This window comes from Agromyces sp. Marseille-P2726, from assembly GCF_902809835.1.
Classification (GTDB): domain Bacteria; phylum Actinomycetota; class Actinomycetes; order Actinomycetales; family Microbacteriaceae; genus Agromyces.
Window position 1 is genome coordinate 1 of sequence record NZ_CADDWM010000011.1, and the last position, 19,737, is coordinate 19,737.

Genomic DNA, 19,737 nt, shown 5'->3' on the forward strand with positions numbered 1-19,737 from the left:
TTCTCGACGCGCGTGATGGTGAGGATCAGGAACGGCACGAACACGGCGGCCGCTCGGCTTCGGCACGCTCCTGTGGGCGCCGTTCCGCACCCTCCGCCGTAACCCGGTCCCCACCTTCGGCAGCGGCCTCGTCGTGCAGCTCGTCTCGGTCGTCGCCACGGCCGCCGTGTTCGTGCCGTTCCTGATCCTCACCATCACGCGCGTCGAGAACGCCTCCGCGGCCGACGCCGACGCGATCCTCTCGGGCGCCGTCGGCGGGCTGCTCCTGCTGATGCTCGTGCCCATCGCCGTCTCCGTCATCGCGAGCGCCTTCCTGCAGGGCGTCATGGTGCTCGAGGTCGCGACGGGCACGCTCGGCGAGCGGCTGAGCTTCGGTGCGCTGTGGCGGCGCGCGGCATTCCGCATCCGGCCGCTCATCGGCTGGACGCTCATGGTGGCGGCGGCCCTGCTCCTCGCGTTCGGCGTGGTCGTGCTCATCGTCGTGCTGGCCGCATCGATCTCGCCGCTCGGGCTCGCGATCGGCATCGGCGTGGCGATCCTCCTCGGGCTGGGCCTCCTGGTGCTCGGCGCCTGGCTGGGCGTGAAGCTGTCGCTCGTGCCGAGCGCGATCGTACTCGAGCGCGTCGGCATCCGGACGGCCGCCGTCCGCTCCTGGCGCCTCACCGACGAGTACTTCTGGCGCACGCTGGGCACGCTGCTGCTCGTCGCGGTCATCCTCAACATCGCGGCGCAGATCGTCGTGCAGCCGGTCTCCCTGATCGGCACCATCCTCGCGGTCGCCATCGATCCGACCGGCACCGGGTCGGGCCTGACGGTGACCATCGTCACCACCGTCGTCACGATGATCCTCTCGCTGCTGATCGGTGCGATCACGGCGGTCGTGCAGGCCGCGCTCGTCGCGGTCATCTACATCGACCTCCGCATGCGCAAGGAGGGCCTCGATCTCGAGCTCGAGCGGCACGTCGAGGCGCGCGACGCGGGCCGGGCGACGGACGATCCGTACCGGGTGCCCGACCGAGCCGCGCCGGCCCGAGCGAGCGCCACCCCGGCCACCCGAAGCGAGCCTCCGGCAACGTGGTCCTGACGCCCCGCATCGAGATCCCGCTCGATCCCGACGCCCCCGAGGCCCGACGCTGGCTCGAGGAGGAACTCGCGAAGCCCGAGTACCAGAACGCGAAGCCGAGCGCCTTCGACCTGGCCATGCTGGCCGTCCGCGACTGGATCGCGAGCCTCTTCGAGGGTGCGGTCGGCCTGCCGACGCCAGTGCTGTGGCTGCTCGGCGTGCTCCTCGTCGTGGTGCTCGTGGTGGTCGGCCTGCTGGTGTTCGGGGTCCCACGCCTTCGACGTCGGCGACCGGCACCCGCCCCGCTGTTCGACGACGGCGACCTGCGAGACCTGACGACGCTCCGCCGTGCCGCCGCCGCAGCGGCTGCATCGGGCGACTGGCCGCTCGCAATCGAGGAGCGGTTCCGAGCGCTCGTTCGCGGCATGGTCGAGCGCGACCTCGTTCGCGTTCACCCCGGCTCGACGGCACACGGAATCGCGGATGCCGCGGCGCGCCGCTTCCCGGGCGAGGCCGAGGGCCTGCGCGCCGCGGCCGTCGACTTCGACGCCGTGCGATACCTCGGTCGAGCGGGGTCGAGCGAAGCGTACGCCCGGGTCACGGAGCTCGAGCAGCGCCTGGCGCAGACCGCGCCGGCCGGCGCGGTCATGCCCGAACCGGAGCCCGCGCGATGACGGCGTCGCAGACCGCGACACGGCCTCCGCAGCGGGGCGGACCATCCGTCGCCCCGCCGGTGACGCCCACGTTCCGGGCCTTCCTGCGGCGCCACCGTGCGTGGATCGTCATCGCGGCGGTCCTCGTCGTGGGCGCGTTCGTCGTCCTCATCGTGCAGGGCGGTGTCCGAGGTCCCGGGGTTCCGCTGGGTCCGGACAATCCCGCGCCGGCCGGCGCGAAGGCCGTCGTCGAGGTCCTTCGGGCCGAGGGGGTCGACATCCTCGACGCACGCAGCGCCGACGTCGCCGTCGATGCGGCCCGACACGGCGCCACCGTCTTCCTGTTCGACGAGTTCGGGCTGCTCGCCGACGACCGGCTGACCGAGCTCGCCGAGGCGGCCGACCGGCTCGTCGTCGCTCGGCCCGGATTCTCGGCACTCGAGGCCATCGCCCCGGGCGTGCGGCTCGGGGGCGCCGCGACCGGCCCGCTCGACGAGGTCGCCTGCGAACTGCCCCCCGCCGAGCGCGCCGGCGCCCTGTCGGATGGGCAGCAGCTGCTCACGATCGACGATGACGCCGAGGCCCGGGGATGGCGTGGTTGCTTTCGCGACGGCGACTTCGGGTTCGCCGCCGCAACGGGATCCGGTCCGGGCGGGTCGAACGCGGGCGACCTGACCCTCGTCGCCGCGACCACGGTGTTCGAGAACGAGCATGTCGCGGAGGCGGGCAACGCGGCCTTCGCGCTGGGGCTGCTCGGGGCATCCGAGACCCTCGTCTGGTATCTGCCGGGGCCCGGCGACTCCGACGCGGCCGGTGCGCCCTCGCTCGCCGCCCTGCCGCCCGGCTGGGTCGGCCGGGTGATGGTGCTCGCGATCGCGGCCCCCCTCGCCGCCGCGATCGGGCGGGGGCGACGATTCGGCCCCCGGGTCGTCGAGACCCTGCCCGTGCGGTTTCCGGCCGGCGAGACGAGCGGGGGCCGCGCCCGCCTCTACGCGCGGAACGCCGCTCGCGGTCACGCCCTCGACCAGCTCCGGATCGGCACCATCGAGCGGCTCACGGCTCTCCTGAAGCTGCCGCGTTCCGCCTCCGTCGATGAGGTGTCGGATGCCGCGGCGGCCTCGCTCGGCCGCGATGCGGCATCCGTCACCCGGCTGCTCGCCGGCGACCCGCCGCGCGACGACCGCGAGCTCGTGACGCTCGCGGGCGATCTCGAGCATCTCGAACGCGACGTGCGCGAAACCCTGCGCCGAAGCGCCGACGACCACACCGACCCGACAGGAAGGCGAACATGACCGACACGATCGCGACGACCGACGAAGAGCTGCGGGCCGCGCTGAACCGCGTGCGCACCGAGGTCGGCAAGGCGGTCGTCGGGCAGGACGGCGCGGTCACCGGGCTCATCATCGCGCTCCTCACGCGCGGCCACGTGTTGCTCGAGGGCGTGCCCGGCGTCGCCAAGACGCTGCTCGTGCGCACGCTGAGCCGCACGCTCGAGCTCGACACGCGCCGACTGCAGTTCACGCCCGACCTCATGCCGGGCGATGTCACGGGGTCCCTCGCGTACGATCCCCGATCGGGCGAGTTCGCCTTCCGGGAGGGCCCGGTCTTCACGAACATCCTCCTCGCCGACGAGATCAACCGCACGCCGCCGAAGACGCAGTCGGCGCTGCTCGAGGCCATGGAGGAGCGGCAGGTCTCGGCCGACGGGGTGACGCGGCCGCTGCCCGATCCGTTCATGGTGGCGGCGACGCAGAATCCGATCGAGTACGAGGGCACGTATGCGCTGCCCGAGGCCCAGCTCGACCGGTTCCTCCTGAAGCTGGTGCTCGACATCCCCGAGCGCGACGACGAGGTGTCGCTGCTCCGCCGACACGCCGAGGGATTCGACCCGCACGATCTTTCCGCGGCCGGCGTCGAACCGGTGCTCGGCGCGGTGGAGCTCGCCGCGGCGCGCACGTCGGCCGCAGCCGTGGGCGTCTCCGACGACGTGCTCGCGTACGTGGTCGACCTCGCGCGCGCGACGCGTCGGAGCCCGTCGATGCGCCTCGGCGTGAGCCCGCGCGCGTCGACCGCCCTGCTTGCGGCGTCGAAGGCCTGGGCTTGGCTCACCGGCTACGAGTCGCTCACGCCCGACCACGTGCAGGCGATGCTCCTGCCCGTGTGGCGCCACCGCGTGCAGCTGCGGCCCGAGGCCGAGCTCGAGGGCGTGTCTGTCGATGCGGTGCTGCGCGGAGTCGTGCAGCAGGTGCAGGTGCCGCTCTGAGATGGCGGTCTCCGGTCGGTTCGCGCTGCTCGTCGCGCTCGGCGTCATCCCCGTCGTGGCGACGGGGCTGTCGAGCGCGGATGCCGCGTGGCTCGCCCTGCTCGCGTGGCTGGTGCTCTGCATCGGCGTGGGGCTGCTCGACCTCGCGCTCGCTGCTTCGCCTCGCCGGGCGGTGCTGAGCCGGTCGTTGCCCGGTCGCGTCCGGCTGGGCGAGACGGTGACCGCCGAACTGGCCGTGGCGAACACCGGAACGCGAGTCCTGCGCGCCGTGGTGCGCGACGGATGGGAGCCCTCGGCGGGCGTGGCCGGCCCGAACCGCACGGCGCTTCGAGTTCCGCCCGGCGAACGTCGGCGGATGTCGCTCGAGCTCACGCCGTGGCGTCGTGGCGACCGCCGGGTCGAACACGTCACCATCCGATCGTGGGGTCCGCTCGGGCTGTGGGCACGCCAGGCGACCCTCTCGGTGCCCGGACGCGTGCGCGTGCTTCCGCCGTTCCACTCGCGGGCGCACCTGCCGTCGCGCCTCACGCGGTTGCGCGAGCTCGACGGCCGCACTCCGATGCTCATTCGCGGGCAGGGCACCGAATTCGACTCCATCCGGGAGTACGTGCGCGGCGACGACGTGCGCTCGATCGACTGGCGCGCCACGGCGCGCCACAACGACCCCGAGGTGCCGGGCGGCTCACGGCTCATGGTGCGCACGTGGCGCCCCGAGCGCGACCGCCGCATCGTCATCGTAGCCGACCCCTCACGTGCCGCCGCGGCCCGGATCGGCGACGAGCCGCGCCTCGACACCGCGTGGGAGGCCTCGCTCCTGCTCGCCGCGCTCGCATCGCACGCGGGCGATCGCGTCGACTTCCTCGCGTGGGACCGCCGGCTGCGCGGACGCGTGCACGGCGTGAGCGGCGCCGAGCTGCTCGCCCGGATGGTCGACACGATGGCCGACATCGACGCCGAACTCATCGAGGCCGATTGGGCGGCCGTGCCCGGACAGGTGCGTCGGGTGACGAGCCGCCACGCGCTCGTCGTGCTGCTCACCGCCGCCGATTCCCCCGGCACCGCCAGGGGCCTGCTGGCGGTGCTGCCGCAGCTCACCGCGCGCCACACCGTGATCGTGGCGTCGGCCGCCGACCCCGCCCTCGTGGCGGCGAGCCGCGAGCGCGGGTCACTCGACGAGGCGTACCGGGCGGCGGCGGCCGGGCGCGCACTGCTGGACGGCGAGCGCGTCGCGGGGGCGATCCGCCGGCTCGGGGCGATCACCGTGACCGCGCCGCCCAGCGAGTTGCCGCCGGCGCTCGCCGACCGGTACCTCGAACTCAAGGCCGCCGGCCGCCTCTGATTCGACGTGTGACCGCCGAGTGTGCTCGAAACGCCACCGCCACGTCGGGGAGGAGCGGCGCGGCGAGTGGTTTCGGACACACTCGGCGCCGTGGCATCCGTCGACTCAGCCGGCCGTCATGCGGGTGGCCCCGGCGTCGAACTCCTCGAGGTCTCCGGTCGCCCCCGCCCTCGCGGCACGACGGCCGAGCACCAGCATGTAGGCGAGGAAGCCCGCGAGCGCGAGGAGGCCGACGCCGATCTTCACCGGCCACGGCCACGGAGCCGGCGTCACGAACCCCTCGATGACTCCCGAGACGAAGAGGAAGAACACCAGCCCGATCGCAACGCTGAAGAGGGCCCGGGCGTCCTCGGCGAGCGCCTGCGCTCGTGACCGCGACCCTGGCGCGACCCACGCCCAGAAGATCCGGAGCCCGGCCGCTGCGGCGACGAACACGCAGGTGAGCTCGAGCAGTCCGTGCGGCGCGATGTAGAGGAAGAAGGTGTCGGCTTCGTCGTACGCGAACATGATCGCGGCGGTCAGGCCGAGGTTCTGCGCGTTCTGCAGGATCACCCACGGCACCCACACCCCGAGGATGCCGAACGCCACGCACTGGGCCGCGATCCACGCGTTGTTCGTCCAGACGGCCCCCGCGAACGAGGCGGCCGGATTCTCGGAGTAGTAGGCGACGAACCCCTCCTCCGCGAGCTGGCGGAACTCCTCCTCGGTGCCGAGCGTTGCGAGCACGCGCGGGTCAGCGGCGACCCACCACGCGTACAGTGCGGCGACCGCGACGGTCGCGACGGCCACGGCGAGGGTCAGCCAGCGGAGCCGGTAGAGCGCGGCGGGCAGCCCGTCGACGGCGAACCGCGTGAACTGGCGCAGCGGGTTCTCGGGCGTTCCCGTGAACCGCAGTCGCGCCCGCGCGAGCGAGATCGAGAGGCGGTCGCCGAGCGCGGTGGATCCGGCGGTCGTCTGCACGAGCGAGAGGTCGGATGCCGCAGCCTGATACCGCTCGATGAGCTCGTCAGCGCCGGGACCGTCGAGCCGGCCCGAGCGTGCGAGCGCGTCGAGCCTCTCCCAGTCGGCGCGACGGGCGGAGGCGAGGGCGTCGAGATCCATCTGCTTGAATACTACCCATGGCCGACGCGACCACAGCGCCCCGCCGAGTCGCCCGGTTCGACGACGAGGGTCTCGTGACCGGCGAGGCCGTCACGCTCGATGTGCGCCCCGCGAGCGCCCTCATCCGCGCCGGCGGCACGGCCATCGACGTGCTGCTGACGATCGTGCTCCTGCTCGGGCTCCTCTTCGCGTTGAGCGGGCTCTCGGTCGATGCGGCGGCATTCCGCGCCATCATCATCACCGGTCTGGTGCTGTGCATCGTCGTGATCCCCACCGCGGTCGAGACCGCGTCGCGCGGACGCTCGCTCGGCAAGCTCGCGCTCGGCCTGCGCGTGGTCCGCGACGACGGCGGGGCCATCGGCTTCCGGCACGCGTTCATCCGAGCCCTCGTGGGGGTCCTCGAGATCTACCTCACGTTCGGCGGCCTCGCCGCGCTGGTCGGATTCCTGAACCCGTCGTCCAAACGGCTCGGCGACATCATGGCGGGCACGCACGCCCAGGTCGAGCGGGTGCCGAAGCTGCCGTCGACGGCGTTCGGCGTGCCGGCCGAACTGGCCGCGTGGGCGCCGCTCGCCGACGTCGCCCGGCTCCCCGATCCGCTCGCGCGCCGAGTCGCCTCGTTCTTCGTGAACGCGCCGCACCTCGTGCCCGACAGTCGACGACGCATCGCCGCGTCACTCGCGGCCGAGGTCGCGGCGTTCGTGTCGCCGCTGCCCGATGCCGACCCCGAGCTCTTCCTCGCTGCGATCGTGGCACTTCGACGGGAGCGCGACCTGGCGGCGCTCCGGCTCGAGGACGCGCGGATGACCGCCCTCGAGCCCCAGCTCACGGCGAGGCCCGTGGGCTTTCCCCGGCGCTGACCCTTCCTGTTGGTCGAGTAGGCGCGTCAGCGCTGTATCGAGACCCCGCGACCGGTCTCGATACGCGTCCTCCTGCGTCGAGCGCTACTCGACCACCGAGGCTCAGTACCGGTAGTGGTCGACCTTGTACGGCCCCTCGACGGGCACGCCGATGTAGGCCGCCTGCTCGGGAGTGAGCTCGGTGAGCTCGACGCCGAGCGCGTCGAGGTGCAGGCGGGCGACCTTCTCGTCGAGGTGCTTCGGCAGCACGTAGACGCCGACCGGGTAGTGCTCGGGACGCGTCCACAGCTCGATCTGGGCGAGCACCTGGTTGGTGAACGAGTTCGACATGACGAACGACGGATGCCCCGTCGCGTTGCCGAGGTTCATGAGCCGGCCCTCGCTGAGCACGAGCACGCTGCGCCCGTTCGGCAGGCGCCACTCGTGCACCTGCGGCTTGATCTCGATGCGCTCGGCACCGGCGAGCGACTCCAGCCCGGCCATGTCGATCTCGTTGTCGAAGTGACCCACGTTCGCGACGATGGCGAGGTGCTTGAGGGCGAGCAGGTGGTCGAGGCGCACGACGTCCTTGTTGCCGGTGCCGGTCACGAGGATGTCGATCTCGCCGATGACCGACTCGAGGCGCTTGACCTCGTAGCCGTCCATCGCGGCCTGCAGCGCGTTGATGGGGTCGATCTCGCTCACGATGACGCGGGCGCCCTGGCCGCGCAGCGCCTCTGCCGCACCCTTGCCCACGTCGCCGTAGCCGGCCACGAACGCGACCTTGCCGCCCATGAGCACATCGGTCGCGCGGTTCAGCCCGTCGGGCAGCGAGTGGCGGATGCCGTACTTGTTGTCGAACTTCGACTTCGTGACGGAGTCGTTCACGTTGATCGCCGGGAAGAGCAGCTCGCCGCGTGCGTGCAGCTCGTACAGGCGGTGGACTCCAGTCGTCGTCTCCTCGGTGACGCCCTGGAGCTCGTCGGCGATGCGGGTCCACCGGTCGGGGCTCAGCTCGAGCGAGCGCCGGAGGGTGTCGAGCACGACGCGGAACTCGTGACTCGTGGCATCCGTCGCCTCGGGCACCCGCCCCGCCGCTTCGAACCGGCGACCCTCGTGCACGAGCAGCGTCGCGTCACCGCCGTCGTCGAGGATCATGTTCGGGCCGATCCAGTCGGCATCGGATGCCGCGGCCTCCGCACTCCAGTCGAAGATGCGTTCGGTGCACCACCAGTACTCCTCGAGCGTCTCGCCCTTCCACGCGAACACCGGGACGCCCTTCGGGTCGTCGACGGTGCCGTCGGGGCCCACCACGACGGCTGCGGCCGCCTCGTCCTGCGTCGAGAAGATGTTGCAGCTCGCCCAGCGCACCCGGGCGCCCAGCGCCACGAGCGTCTCGATGAGCACGGCCGTCTGCACGGTCATGTGCAGGCTGCCAGCGATGCGCGCGCCCGCCAGCGGCTTGCTGTCGCCGAACTCCTCACGCAGGGCCATGAGGCCCGGCATCTCGTTCTCGGCGAGCCGCAGCTGATGCCGACCCGATTCGGCGAGCGAGAGGTCGGCGACCTTGAACGGGAGGGCGGATGTCGCGGGCGAGCTGGCGATCGTCATGGGCTCCATTCTCGCAGGCGATTCGACCGCGTTGCGCCGTCAGCCTCTGATGAGCCCCAGCACCTCGTCGCGGATCGCCGTCATGGTCGCGGCATCCGCCCCCTCGACGTTCAGGCGAAGCAGCGGCTCGGTGTTCGAGGGGCGCACGTTGAACCACCAGAACGGCTCACTCTCGGGGGTGAGGCCGGTGACGGTCAGGCCGTCGAACTCGTCGAAGTCGGCTCGGCCGGTGAAGGCCTCGACGATGCGGGTGTACGCCGCCGGCACGTCGTCGACCGTGGAGTTCACCTCGCCCGAGAGCGCGTAGGGCGTGAACCGGGCGGCGACCTCGGAGAGCGGGGCCTGCTGCGCACCGAACTCGGCGAGCAGGTGCATCGCCGCGAGCATGCCGTTGTCGGCGCCCCAGAAGTCGCGGAAGTAGTAGTGCGCCGAGTGCTCACCGCCGAACACGGCACCCGTCTCGTTCATGCGGTCCTTGATGAGGGAGTGCCCGACGCGGGTGCGGATGGCGGTGGCGCCGGCCGCCTCGATCGTCTCGGGCACGTATCGCGAGGTGATGAGGTTGTGGATCACCGCGATCTGCTGCTCGCCCGCCGCGCGCACGCGCTCGATCTCGCGCAGCGCGACGATGGCGGCGACCGCCGACGGGCTCACGGCCCCACCCAGCTCGTCGATCACGAAGCACCGGTCGGCGTCGCCGTCGAAGGCGAGCCCGAGGTCGGCGCCGTGCTCGACCACAGCCCGCTGCAGGTCGACGAGGTTCGCCGGCTCGAGCGGGTTCGCCTCGTGATTGGGGAACGAACCGTCGAGCTCGAAGTACAGCGGCACGATCTCGACAGGGAGCGGGGGAAGCCCGGCTGCCTCGCCGAGGACCGCCGGGACCGTGAGTCCACCCATGCCGTTGCCGGCGTCGACGACCATCTTCAGCGGTCGGATGCCGCTCAGGTCGACGAGCGAGCGGAGGTACGCGGCGTAGTCGGCCAGCACATCGACCTCGACGGCGGTGCCCGGCCTCGCGGCATCCGTGATGCCCTCATCGAGGTACTCGGCGGCCCGATCGCGGATCGCCGCGAGCCCGGTGTCGAGCGAGATGCCCTGCGCGCCCGCCCTCGAGAACTTGATGCCGTTGTAGGCGGCCGGGTTGTGGCTCGCCGTGAACATCGCGGCGGGCGCGTTCATGGATCCCGACGCGAAGTAGGTCTCGTCGGTCGAGCAGAGCCCGATCGACACCACGTCGGCGCCCCGCCGCGTGGCTCCGCGGGCGAAGGCGGCAGCGAATCGGGGCGAGGAGTCGCGCATGTCGTGCCCGACGACCACCCTCGCACCTGCGGCGCCGACCTCGTCGACGAACGCGGCGCCGAGCGCCTCGACGATCTCGTCGTTCAGGCCCTCGCCCACGAGTCCGCGCACGTCGTACGCCTTCACCACCGCGTCGAGGCGCGCGCGACCGTCGGAGGAAGCAGGGGGGTTCATGCCTTGAAACCTACCTCACCGAGCGACACGTGCCGCACGACCTGCCACCCCACCGGGGCCGACGTGCGCTCGGCGTGGCGGGCGCAGAGATCGTAGCCGCTCGGGTCGCGGGAGCCGGCGAGCGGGCCCAGCGCCGCCATGGAGTCGGCGTAGTCGAAGGTGAGGGGCGCGACCGCCTCGGCGGGGCAGGCGGGACGGGGGCAGCGTCTCATGGCTCGACCAGAGTATCGAGCGGGCCGGACATTACGATGGAGGGTATGGCTCGTTCCCGTCGTGTCGCCGCACCGCGCTCGCCCCGACGCCTCGCACGGGACCGGCACGGACGTGGCATGCGCCCCGCGGTCACCGGGCCCCACCTCGAGCCCATCCGCCCGCGGATCGACGAGTTCGACTTCACGATCGCGTCGCCGGCAGCGTACCTGCGCGGGTTGTGGCCCGAGCTCGAGGGCGTGGTGTTCGAGGTGGCGCAGGCGCCCGCCGAGGCGTTGCACGGCGACCACGTCGACCGGTGGCGGGTCTCGCACGACGAGCGGCGCATCACCTTCTATCGCCTGCCGATCGTACGATTCCTGCGGCTCCAGGAGGGCGAGGACCGCGACGAGAAGCTGCTCGTCGAGAGCTGCGTGTTCCGCGCCGTCGCCGAACTGCTCGACCGGGACCCCTGGGAGCTCGCCCCCGGGCGCTACCGTCACTTCTGACCGGGCCGGCTCAACGGGGATACACCTGCAGCGGCGAGTCGAGCGGCCCCGGGGGCTGCACCGCCATCGAGGCCAACTCGTCGGCGCCGCTGAACGACACCGACGCGTGCACGCCCTGCGTCCCGCCGAGCACCACGCGGTCGCCGTCGACGGCGACGGATGCCGCACCCGCTGCGGGCACCGAGACGACGCGCTCCCCGCCGGCTCCGGTCACCGTCGCCTCCACTGCCGCGCCGCCCGGGTTGACGAGGTGCAGGGTCGGCGACGGACCAGGAGGCACCGCCACGACGGCAGACTCGAGCAGCGGCGCCGTGGCGACGGTCCACGCCAGGTCGGACGGCGCCGACGCGTCGGTCTGGCCCTCGGCTCCGCCCACGGTGGTGCGAGCGGCCGCCACGACGGGGGCGTCGGCCTCGATGCGCAGGGTGTACACCCCTGCTTCGAGCGTGCCGAGCGGCACATCGAGCACCTGCCCGGGCTGGAGCGTCGTCTCGATCGTGTCTCCCCCGCTGCCCGACTCGGCGACGACGCCGATCGACCCCTCCACGGCCTCGCCTCCGGGTGCGAAGAGTCGCACGACCGGGTGATCGTCGCCATCGGCGTGATCCTCCGTCGCCTCGACGCCGCCCGCCTGCGGAACGGGCACGCCCGGGATCACCTGACTCGTCGCGGGCGCCGCCGTCGCGCCCGTCAACTCGATGCCGGCGGGCGCGAGGCCGACGACCACCGAGTGCTCGAGGCTCGCCGCGATCGCGCCGCCGGTGCTGGACACGTGCACCACGGGTGAGACGACGTCCGGTGCGAGGCCGGCCAGGGAGAGCACACGCTGGGTGCCGGCGGGCACGATGATGCCGAGCGCGGAGGGAGCGTCGACCGCTCCTGCCTCGCCGAAGACCCGGACGTCGACCGTCGCTGCGACCGCGGTCGGGTTGGCCAGCAGCACGAGGCCGGACCGCCCCAGGTTGGTCGCACCCGCGACCAGCCACGACTCGGCGACGGCCTCGGCGCACGCCGTGGCGGCGAAGCCCCGGAGCGTCTCGGAGTCGACGGCCTGCGACTGCGCACCGGCGAGCATCCCGGCATCGACGCCGCCCGGTTCGGCGGCGATGGCAACGGGGGTTCCGTCGGCACCGGCACCCGCGTCCTCGGACGCCTCGAGCTGGGTCTCCTCCAGCACGGCGTCCGCCGGCTCGGCGGCGGTGACGATGGTCGCCGGCCCGACCGACGTGACCGCCGTCGCGGCCGCGGCGTCCTCGCCCAGCGTGAGCAGCGGGCCGGGACACACGCGCTGCTGTCGGCTCTCCGCCGGCCGCACGAGCACCGAGGGCGGTTCGGCGCGATGATCGGGCCACGGGATGTAGGCAGCCGCGGCCAGCAGGCCGACCGCGAGCGCAGCCGCCCCCAGGAACCCGAGCGCTCGGATGCCGCCTCGAATCAGCGTCCTCCGGTCAACGGCCATCGTCGTCTCCCTTCGACGCGGGCTCGAGGGCATGGTCGGGCTCGGCGTCCGCGTCGGCCCCCGGCTCTGCACCGGCCTCGGGCTCTGCACCGGGCTCGGGCTCTGCACCGGCCTCGGGCTCTGCACCGGGCCCGGGCTCTGCACCGGGCCCGGGCTCTCCGCCGGGCTCGGCGTCCGCGTCGGCGCCGGGCTCGGGCTCGGCCGCCGCTTCGGAGTCTGCTCCGACCGCCGCACCGGCCTCGGGGGCGGGCGAAGCGGAGCCGCCGTCACCGCCTCGAGCACCTCGGCCGCGACGCGGCATCCGCCGATCGGGCTCGCGACCGGCACCGGTCGGGATCGACAGGAGCAGCGCAGCCAGGATCACGATCACCTGCACGGTCGTGATGAGGGCGCCGATCCAGCCGCCTGCCGCCGCGGGAATGCGGGCCGCCGGCTCATCGGGCACGGCGGAGGGGAAACGCCAGAGGGTGCCGAAATCGGTTCGGCCGACGGGTATGAGTGCCGGGTTCCCATCGAGCGCCGTCCGGGCACGCGCCTCCGCCTGCCCCGCCTCGCGGTCGTCGTCGCGTGCGGGCGCCAGCAGCACGAACGCGACCCCGAAGTCTCTCACGGCGGCCTCGGGGTCGAACCCGCTCCGTGAGGCGAGGTTGCCGGCCACGGTCGCGAGCTCCTCGTCGTCGGCACTCAGGTCTGTGCTCGTCTGGTCGAGGGTGGACTGATCGTCGAGCGTCGCACCGCTACCGTGTTCGAGCGTCGCGCGCATGCCGCCGTCGGACTCGGGCTGCATCACGAGCGTGGTGACCCTCGGGTCGGAGTCGGCCTGCGCGACGACGTACGCCGGAAGGCTCCGCTCGCCCGCAGGTGAGAGCGGGACGTCGTCCGTGGCGATCGCGACAACGGCGGGGATCACCGCCACCATGGAGACGACCGCGATCGCTCCGCCGATCAGCGCGGATCCCCGACGGATGGCGGAGATCGCCATCACGGCGGCGAGCGTGAGGCCGAGCCAGGCGAGGCTCAGGCCCCCACCGGCCCAGACCGGCACGACGTCGGGTCCGACGATCGCGACCGACACGTGCGTGGCCGCGACGGCGGTCGCGAACCCGAGCACCACGACGCCGAGCGCGAGGAGTGCCCGACGGATGCCGGGCACGATCACGGACGCGAGCGCGGCGAGCACGAGTGGGATCACCAGTACGCCGGCGATCACCCTCGGGTCGACATCCCAGACGCCGGCGAGGAGTTCGTCCCATCGGCCCCATCCTCCGCTGGGATGCCCGAGTGCGAGCTGCCAGACCGTCGGCGTCGGCCCGCCGACGGGCACGCCCGGGTCGGCCAGCAACGCCATGGGCGTGCCGCGCTGCACCTGCTCGACGATGAGCGGCAGGGCGAGCGCCAGCGCCGGGATGGGAAGCCCGGCCAGCCGCACGGCCGCCGGGCCGCTCACCGCCAGGGCGGCCATCCAGGCGATGACGAGTGCGGGCGCCAGGCTGGGCGATGCGGCGATGACGGCCGCGAAGAGCAGGGAGGCGGTCGCCGCCGCAGCCCACGAGGTGGCGGCGCCGAACACCGCGAACGCGAGCCACCCGAGCAGCACGTGGGCGACGACGGCACCGGGCCGGCCCTCGGCGAGTGCGCTGAGGAACGGCGGGGCGACGGCCCAGACGATCGCGGCCAGGGCGCGCAACGAGCCTCGCTCGGTCAGCCGGGATGCCGCGAACCATGCGCCCATCGCCGCGGCCGGCAGCGCGACGAGCCAGGCCAGCACGAGCGCGAACGACGGCGACCAGAAGGTCAGGGAACCCAGCACGGCGAGCGCACCGGCGAACGGGTCGGCCGCCCCGACGAAGCCCGTGCCGACATCGCGCCATCCATATGCGGCGTTGCGCCAGAGCTCCGCGAAGCCCGAGAGCGGGAGCAGCGCGCCGCCTCCGACTCCCGTCGCGCCGATCAGCCACGAGAACAGTGCGACGGACGCCACGATCGAACCGAGCAGCACCCAGCCCCCGCCCGTGCCGAGGAACTGCAGCTCGTCGGTGCGCCCTCGTGCGCGCACCTTGCGTTCCTCGGCCGCGGCCTGCCGACGACGCCGCACCTCATCGGGTTGCATGCGCAGCGGGGCGATGGCCGACCACCCGGTGGTGCGGGCCGATCTCAGCACACGGCGCGAACGACCTACGCGCAGGCCCGAGAACATGGTCGTGAGCGCTGCGGCGAACTCGCCCGGGATCGAACCGGGCTGCTTCAGCAGCAGGAGTCGTACCGACCGGATCACGGCGAGCGGCAGGAAGCTCAGCCAGTGGAGCGGCACGGCCCACGCGGGCGCGTAGGCGAGCCGTCGGTGCAGCGCCGCCGCGCGCGCGGCGCGAGCCCGTCGGCGCCTCGACCGCCCACGTTCATCGCGGGGTGGGCCGGCGACGCCGGCTCCGGCGAAGCGCACGCGGGCCTCGGGCACGACGCTCACGCGGTGGCCGGCGAGCCGGGCACGCACGCCGAGGTCGAGCGCATCGTCGATCGTCGGCAGCGCCGGGTCGAATCCGTCGAGCGCCTGCCAGACCGCATGGCGCACGAGGATCCCGGCCGGTTCGAGGCCGAGCACGTCGCTCAGCCGGTCGTGTTGCCCCTGGTCCAACTCGTCGACGACGATCGGCACGCTCCGCCCGAACCGGGTCATGGTGCGCCCGAGCGCTGCGATGCGTCGGGGTTCGTCCCACTTCACGAGCTTCGGGCCCGCGACGGCGACCGAGCGGGCGGTCTCGAGGGTCGCCAGCAGGGAACCGAGTGCTCCGGCATCCGGTGCCGAGTCCTCGGCGAGGAGCCAGAGCGCGTCGGCGTCCGACGCGGGGGCATCCAGCACCCGCTCCCCCGCACGCACGGCGTCTCCGAAGGGGAGCGGTTCGCCCGCGTCGACGATGTGCGATGCACCGATCGCCGCAACCTGCTCACGTGCATCGGCATCCGCTTCGGTGAGCACGACCACGAGCGCGTCGGGAGTGCGATCCTGGGCGCGGATCGCGTCGAGGGTGTGCCTGAGGCGGTCGCCGCCATGGTGCACGACGAGGATGGCGGTGACTCTGGGGAACATCGGGGCAAGCCTAAGCGCCGGTCAGTGCGGCATCGGGAAACCGTGCGGGCGTGCCTCGAAACGACGGGCGGGGCTCTGCGACCGGCAGACGCTCAGACGGCGCGCTTGCGCAGCTTGCGGCGCTCGCGTTCGGACAGGCCACCCCAGATGCCGAACCGCTCGTCGTTCGCGAGGGCGTACTCGAGGCACTCGCCGCGCACCTCGCATCCCGTGCAGATGCGCTTCGCGTCGCGAGTGGAGCCGCCCTTCTCGGGGAAGAACGCCTCCGGATCGGTCTGCGCACACAGTGCGTCGCTCTGCCACGCCAGCGGATTGTCATCGCCGACGCCCAGGCGAACCCCCGGAACGCCCAGTCTCACCGGATCGACGAACCAATCGTCAGGTACTCCAGAACGATATTCAGGGTTTCCCATATCGTCTCCCACCCAGTTGTACCGACCACCCAGAGGGTGTGTCATGACAATTACACCGGTGTAATTCGTGGGAGTCAAGTCGCAGATCGTAAACCCTCAACCGCCCGTGGAGGCTTCAACCCGGCTTCGACACGCCGACGCGCACCCGGAACGTTATCTTCCCCCCGAGTGAGGGACACGCCGTCACCCTCCTGTCGCCTCCCGGCGCGCGTCCCACGCGGTGCGCACCATGTCCGCGAGCGAGTGCCGCATGCGCCAGTCGAGGTCTCGAGCGGCGAGCTCGCCCGACGCCACGATGCGGGCCGGATCACCTGGGCGTCGCGGACCGACCTCGGGCGTGAAGTCGATTCCGGTGACCTCTGCGACCGTGCGCATGATCTCACCAACCGAGACGCCATCCCCCGAACCCAGGTTGTAGACCGGCTCGAGGCCCTCGCCGGCCTCGAGGCGCCGGGCGGCCACGACGTGCGCGTCGGCGAGGTCGGCCGCGTGGATGTAGTCGCGCACGCAGGTGCCGTCGGGCGTCGGGTAGTCGTCGCCGTTGATTCGTGGCGTGCGGCCGCCGAGCAGTGCGTCGAAGACGAGCGGGAAGAGGTTGTGCGGACTCGGGTCGAACACGTCGCTCGTGCCGGAGCCGACGACGTTGAAGTACCGCAGGCTCGTGTGCCGGAGCCCGGTCGCACGCCCCTGGTCTGCGAGGAGCCACTCGCCGATGAGCTTCGATTCGCCATAGGGCGACTGGGGGCGCGTCTCGGTCTCCTCGGTGACGAGGTCGACGTCGGGCGTTCCGTACACCGCGGCGCTCGACGAGAACACCATGCGGTCGACGCCGGCGGCGTCCATCGCGGCGAGGAGCGTCGCTGTGCCGGTCACGTTCTGCTGGTAGGTGTGCAGCGGCTTCGAGACCGACACGCCGGCGTACTTGTAGCCGGCCAGGTGCACGACCCCGCGAACCTCGTACCGCTGCATCGTCGACTCGAGCTGTGCTCCGTCGAGGATCGTCCCGTGTACGAACTCCGTGTCGTCGGGAAGGAATGCGTGTCGTCCTGACGAGAGATCGTCCACGACGACGGTGTCGATGCCCTGCGCGGCGAACGCCCGCACGACGTGTGCTCCGATGTACCCGGCACCGCCGGTGACCAGCCAACTCATGCATCCGCCCTTCGCGCCCGGTGCGTCCGGGCGCTTCCCCGATCGTATCGGGGGCGGGCGGCCTCATCCCGGCGCGGCGAGCGCCGGGCGAGCTGGGTCAGACGAGGCGAGTGGGGAGGTTCTCGGCGTGCCGGTTCCGGTCGCGGATCTCGGGACGACCGTAGCCGTCGCTCTCGAGACGCAGGACGGTTGCGAGCACCCCCCAGATCGCGAGGGCCGCGATGATGAGGAAGATGACGGTGTTCATGGCAGAAAATATACTCCTTGCAAGATCCTGCCGACAGTGGCAGAGTAACCACCAGACGACAAATTCCTGCCAATCGGAGGACCCCGTGCTTCACACCATCGCCTGCCTCGCGGTTCCGCAGATGGCGCCCTTCGAATTCGGCGTCATCTGCGAGGTCTTCGGCATCGATCGGGCCGATCAGGGCGGCCCCACGTTCGACTTCCACATCGTGGCCGCAGATCCTGGCCCGGTCACCACCAAGCTGGGGTTCGACGTGGTCGTGCACGAGGGCCTCGACTTCGCCCTCGACGCCGACCTCGTCGCCGTTCCGGCCTCGCTCATCGACACCCCACCCGACGAGCGCGTGCTCGAGATCATCCGCCGCGCCGTCGAGCGCGGGGCGTGGGTGCTGTCGGTGTGCTCGGGCGCCTTCACGCTCGGTCACGCCGGCGTGCTCGACGGCCGTCGGTCGACGACGCATTGGATGTACACCGACCGCCTCGCCGACATGTTCCCCGCAACCGACGTCGACCCCGACGTGCTGTTCGTGCAGGACGGCAAGGTCGTCACGGGCGCCGGCACCGCCGCGGGCATCGACGCCGCGCTGCACATCGTGCGAACCGAGCTCGGGGCGAGCGCCGCGAACATCATCGCCCGCCGCATGGTGGTTCCGCCGCAGCGCGACGGCGGGCAGTCGCAGTTCATCCAGACTCCGGTTCCCGAGGTGCAGAGCGACTCGTTCGCGAAGGTCACCGAGTGGATGCTCGAGCACCTCGACCAGGACCTCACGGTCGACCTGCTCGCTCGCAAGGCGCTGATGTCGCCGCGCACCTTCGCGCGCCGCTTCCGCGCCGAGACCGGCACGACGCCGAACGCGTGGCTGAACCGCCAGCGCCTCCTTCGCGCCCAGCAGCTGCTCGAAGAGACGACGCTCACCCTCGAGGAGGTGGCCCGCGAGACCGGCTTCGGCGCCGCGGCCGTCATGCGCCATCACTTCCTGAAGGTGCTTCAGACGACACCCACGCAGTACCGGCGCGTCTTCGGCCCGCGCGCCGTCGGCTGACCCCCGCCGCGAGTGCGCGCCGTCGACCTCTTCAGCCAGCGGATGCCGCGGAGTCCCCGGTCGTCGCGACCCAGGCGATCCCCGCACCCCTGATCTCGAGCGAACCCTCGTCGGGCGTCGCGTAGAGGGCATCGCCGCGCGAGAGCGACGCCTCGGCGTGTGCGCCCCGGACGCGGAGCTCGCCACCCTCGGCCAGCACGATCGCCGGGCCGGCGAGCGGCACCTCGGCGGCGTCCGCCCCCGGCTCCGCCCGGTACAGCACGAAGTCGGGGACCTCGGGTCGATAGGCGACGACGCCGGCACCCGCCCGCTCGGGCTCGAGTCGCGGCGGCGCCATCGGCGTGAAGTCGAGCACGTCGAGGAGCTCGGGCACGTCGATGTGCTTGGGCGTGAGGCCGCCCCGGAGCACGTTGTCGCTCGCCGCCATGAGCTCGACGCCGAGTCCCGACAGGTACGCATGGATGTTGCCCGCAGCCAGGTAGAGCGCCTCGCCGCGGCGCAGTCGCACCCGGTTGAGGAGCATGGAGATCACGATGCCGGGGTCGCCGGGGTAGGCCGCCGCGAGCGAGCCGACCGTCTCGAACGAGAGCGCGTACTCCGAACGGCCGGCGGTGTCGGATGCCGCGAGCGCCGTCACCCGCTCGGTGACCCAGGCGGCCTCGCCGGTGTCGCCGCCCCGCCCGTCGCGAAGGAGCCACTCGACCGTCTCGCGCAGCGGCTCGTCGCCGGAGAGGTGCTCCGCGAGCAGGTCGAGCGCGCCCTGGTCGGGCGTCGAGCTCGCGGCATCCGCTGCTCGGAGCACCCCGAGCAGGCCGTGCACCTCGGCGAGCGGACGGAACCCCGAGAGCGCATCGAACGTCTCGCTGACGGCGACGAGCAGCTCGGGCTTGTGGAACGGGTCGCGGTAGTTGCGGTCGTACGCGGTGAGGGGGATGCCGGAGGCCTCCTCGCGCGCGAACCCTGCCCGTGCCTGCTCGGGGGTCGGATGCGCCTGCAGCGAGAGCGGTGCTGCGGCCGCGAGGACCTTGAGCAGGAACGGCAGCCGGGCGCCACGAGCCGCCAGCGCCGGCCCGAGCGCACCGTGGGGATCAGCCGCGATCCACGCGGCCAGGTCGGCGTGGCCGACGGATGCCGCATCGCGGATCTTCGCCGGCGACCCCGCGTGAGCGCCCAGCCACAGCTCGGCCTCGGGCTCGCCCGACGGCTCGACCCCCCGGAACTCGGCGATCGCCGTCGTCGAGCCCCAGGGGTAGTCCCGGGGCGTGTTGCCGATCGCCACGAACATGCTCCGCGACCCCT

The 19,737-nt window shown here is 72.4% G+C and carries 18 protein-coding genes; 8 read left to right on the forward strand and 10 right to left on the reverse strand.

The features are described from left to right. Positions 1-133: 133 nt before the first annotated feature. Genes HUS56_RS04405 through HUS56_RS04425 form a run of 5 tightly spaced genes read left to right on the forward strand, consistent with a single transcriptional unit; the run spans position 134 to position 5,318 of the window. A complete protein-coding gene (locus tag HUS56_RS04405; RefSeq protein ID WP_173922188.1) occupies positions 134-1,084 on the forward strand; it encodes a hypothetical protein in 951 nt (316 codons plus the stop codon). Further along, a complete protein-coding gene (locus tag HUS56_RS04410) occupies positions 1,075-1,737 on the forward strand; it encodes a DUF4129 domain-containing protein (RefSeq protein WP_254431289.1) in 663 nt (220 codons plus the stop codon). Before HUS56_RS04405 ends, HUS56_RS04410 begins: the two co-directional genes overlap by 10 nt. Then, positions 1,734-3,008 carry a DUF4350 domain-containing protein gene (locus HUS56_RS04415; RefSeq protein ID WP_217423927.1) on the forward strand — a complete coding sequence of 425 codons (1,275 nt, stop codon included), beginning with the start codon at positions 1,734-1,736 and terminating at the stop codon, positions 3,006-3,008. The genes HUS56_RS04410 and HUS56_RS04415 overlap by 4 nt, the downstream gene beginning before the upstream one ends. After that, complete coding sequence (locus HUS56_RS04420; RefSeq protein ID WP_173922190.1) at positions 3,005-3,979, forward strand: MoxR family ATPase; 975 nt, start codon at positions 3,005-3,007, stop codon at positions 3,977-3,979. The genes HUS56_RS04415 and HUS56_RS04420 overlap by 4 nt, the downstream gene beginning before the upstream one ends. A 1-nt stretch (position 3,980) precedes the next feature. Further along, entirely contained in the window at positions 3,981-5,318 is a 1,338-nt protein-coding gene (locus HUS56_RS04425; protein WP_173922191.1) for a DUF58 domain-containing protein, read from the forward strand. Between the two features lie 105 nt (positions 5,319-5,423). Here HUS56_RS04425 and HUS56_RS04430 read toward each other — a convergent pair whose 3' ends face one another. Beyond that, complete coding sequence (locus tag HUS56_RS04430) at positions 5,424-6,419, reverse strand: stage II sporulation protein M (protein ID WP_173922192.1); 996 nt, start codon at positions 6,417-6,419, stop codon at positions 5,424-5,426. Between the two features lie 17 nt (positions 6,420-6,436). Here HUS56_RS04430 and HUS56_RS04435 point away from each other — a divergent pair, with 17 nt between their 5' ends. Next, positions 6,437-7,279, forward strand: a complete 843-nt coding sequence (locus HUS56_RS04435) for an RDD family protein (RefSeq protein WP_173922193.1) — start codon at positions 6,437-6,439, stop codon at positions 7,277-7,279. Between the two features lie 102 nt (positions 7,280-7,381). Here HUS56_RS04435 and ahcY read toward each other — a convergent pair whose 3' ends face one another. Genes ahcY through HUS56_RS04450 form a run of 3 tightly spaced genes read right to left on the reverse strand, consistent with a single transcriptional unit; the run spans position 7,382 to position 10,554 of the window. After that, positions 7,382-8,869 carry an adenosylhomocysteinase gene (gene ahcY / locus HUS56_RS04440; RefSeq protein WP_173922194.1) on the reverse strand — a complete coding sequence of 496 codons (1,488 nt, stop codon included), beginning with the start codon at positions 8,867-8,869 and terminating at the stop codon, positions 7,382-7,384. Between the two features lie 39 nt (positions 8,870-8,908). Then, positions 8,909-10,342 (reverse strand): phosphomannomutase/phosphoglucomutase, encoded by a 1,434-nt coding sequence (locus tag HUS56_RS04445; RefSeq protein WP_173922195.1) that lies wholly within the window; start codon positions 10,340-10,342, stop codon positions 8,909-8,911. Further along, complete coding sequence (locus HUS56_RS04450) at positions 10,339-10,554, reverse strand: DUF3499 family protein (RefSeq protein WP_173922196.1); 216 nt, start codon at positions 10,552-10,554, stop codon at positions 10,339-10,341. The genes HUS56_RS04445 and HUS56_RS04450 overlap by 4 nt, the downstream gene beginning before the upstream one ends. A gap of 45 nt (positions 10,555-10,599) precedes the next feature. Here HUS56_RS04450 and HUS56_RS04455 point away from each other — a divergent pair, with 45 nt between their 5' ends. Then, positions 10,600-11,040 (forward strand): hypothetical protein, encoded by a 441-nt coding sequence (locus HUS56_RS04455; RefSeq protein ID WP_173922197.1) that lies wholly within the window; start codon positions 10,600-10,602, stop codon positions 11,038-11,040. A 10-nt stretch (positions 11,041-11,050) separates the two neighbouring features. On the opposite strand, the gene HUS56_RS04460 is transcribed toward HUS56_RS04455, so the two are convergent. The 5 genes from HUS56_RS04460 to HUS56_RS04480 all read right to left on the reverse strand — a co-directional run bounded on the left by HUS56_RS04460 (position 11,051) and on the right by HUS56_RS04480 (position 17,396). Further along, positions 11,051-12,499 carry a DUF5719 family protein gene (locus HUS56_RS04460; protein ID WP_173922198.1) on the reverse strand — a complete coding sequence of 483 codons (1,449 nt, stop codon included), beginning with the start codon at positions 12,497-12,499 and terminating at the stop codon, positions 11,051-11,053. After that, complete coding sequence (locus tag HUS56_RS04465; RefSeq protein ID WP_173922199.1) at positions 12,489-15,584, reverse strand: glycosyltransferase; 3,096 nt, start codon at positions 15,582-15,584, stop codon at positions 12,489-12,491. Before HUS56_RS04465 ends, HUS56_RS04460 begins: the two co-directional genes overlap by 11 nt. Positions 15,585-15,676: 92 nt before the next feature. Continuing rightward, positions 15,677-15,997 carry a WhiB family transcriptional regulator gene (locus tag HUS56_RS04470; protein ID WP_173922521.1) on the reverse strand — a complete coding sequence of 107 codons (321 nt, stop codon included), beginning with the start codon at positions 15,995-15,997 and terminating at the stop codon, positions 15,677-15,679. A 183-nt stretch (positions 15,998-16,180) separates the two neighbouring features. Further along, positions 16,181-17,149 carry a UDP-glucose 4-epimerase GalE gene (gene galE, locus HUS56_RS04475; RefSeq protein WP_173922200.1) on the reverse strand — a complete coding sequence of 323 codons (969 nt, stop codon included), beginning with the start codon at positions 17,147-17,149 and terminating at the stop codon, positions 16,181-16,183. A 97-nt stretch (positions 17,150-17,246) separates the two neighbouring features. Then, complete coding sequence (locus HUS56_RS04480; protein WP_173922201.1) at positions 17,247-17,396, reverse strand: hypothetical protein; 150 nt, start codon at positions 17,394-17,396, stop codon at positions 17,247-17,249. An 85-nt stretch (positions 17,397-17,481) separates the two neighbouring features. On the opposite strand from HUS56_RS04480, the gene HUS56_RS04485 reads away from it, so the two are divergent. Further along, entirely contained in the window at positions 17,482-18,438 is a 957-nt protein-coding gene (locus HUS56_RS04485; RefSeq protein WP_254431290.1) for a GlxA family transcriptional regulator, read from the forward strand. 31 nt (positions 18,439-18,469) lie between these two features. Here the strand turns inward: HUS56_RS04485 and manA are convergent, their stop codons facing one another. Next, a complete protein-coding gene (gene manA / locus HUS56_RS04490) occupies positions 18,470-19,723 on the reverse strand; it encodes a mannose-6-phosphate isomerase, class I (protein WP_173922202.1) in 1,254 nt (417 codons plus the stop codon). Positions 19,724-19,737: the final 14 nt, after the last annotated feature.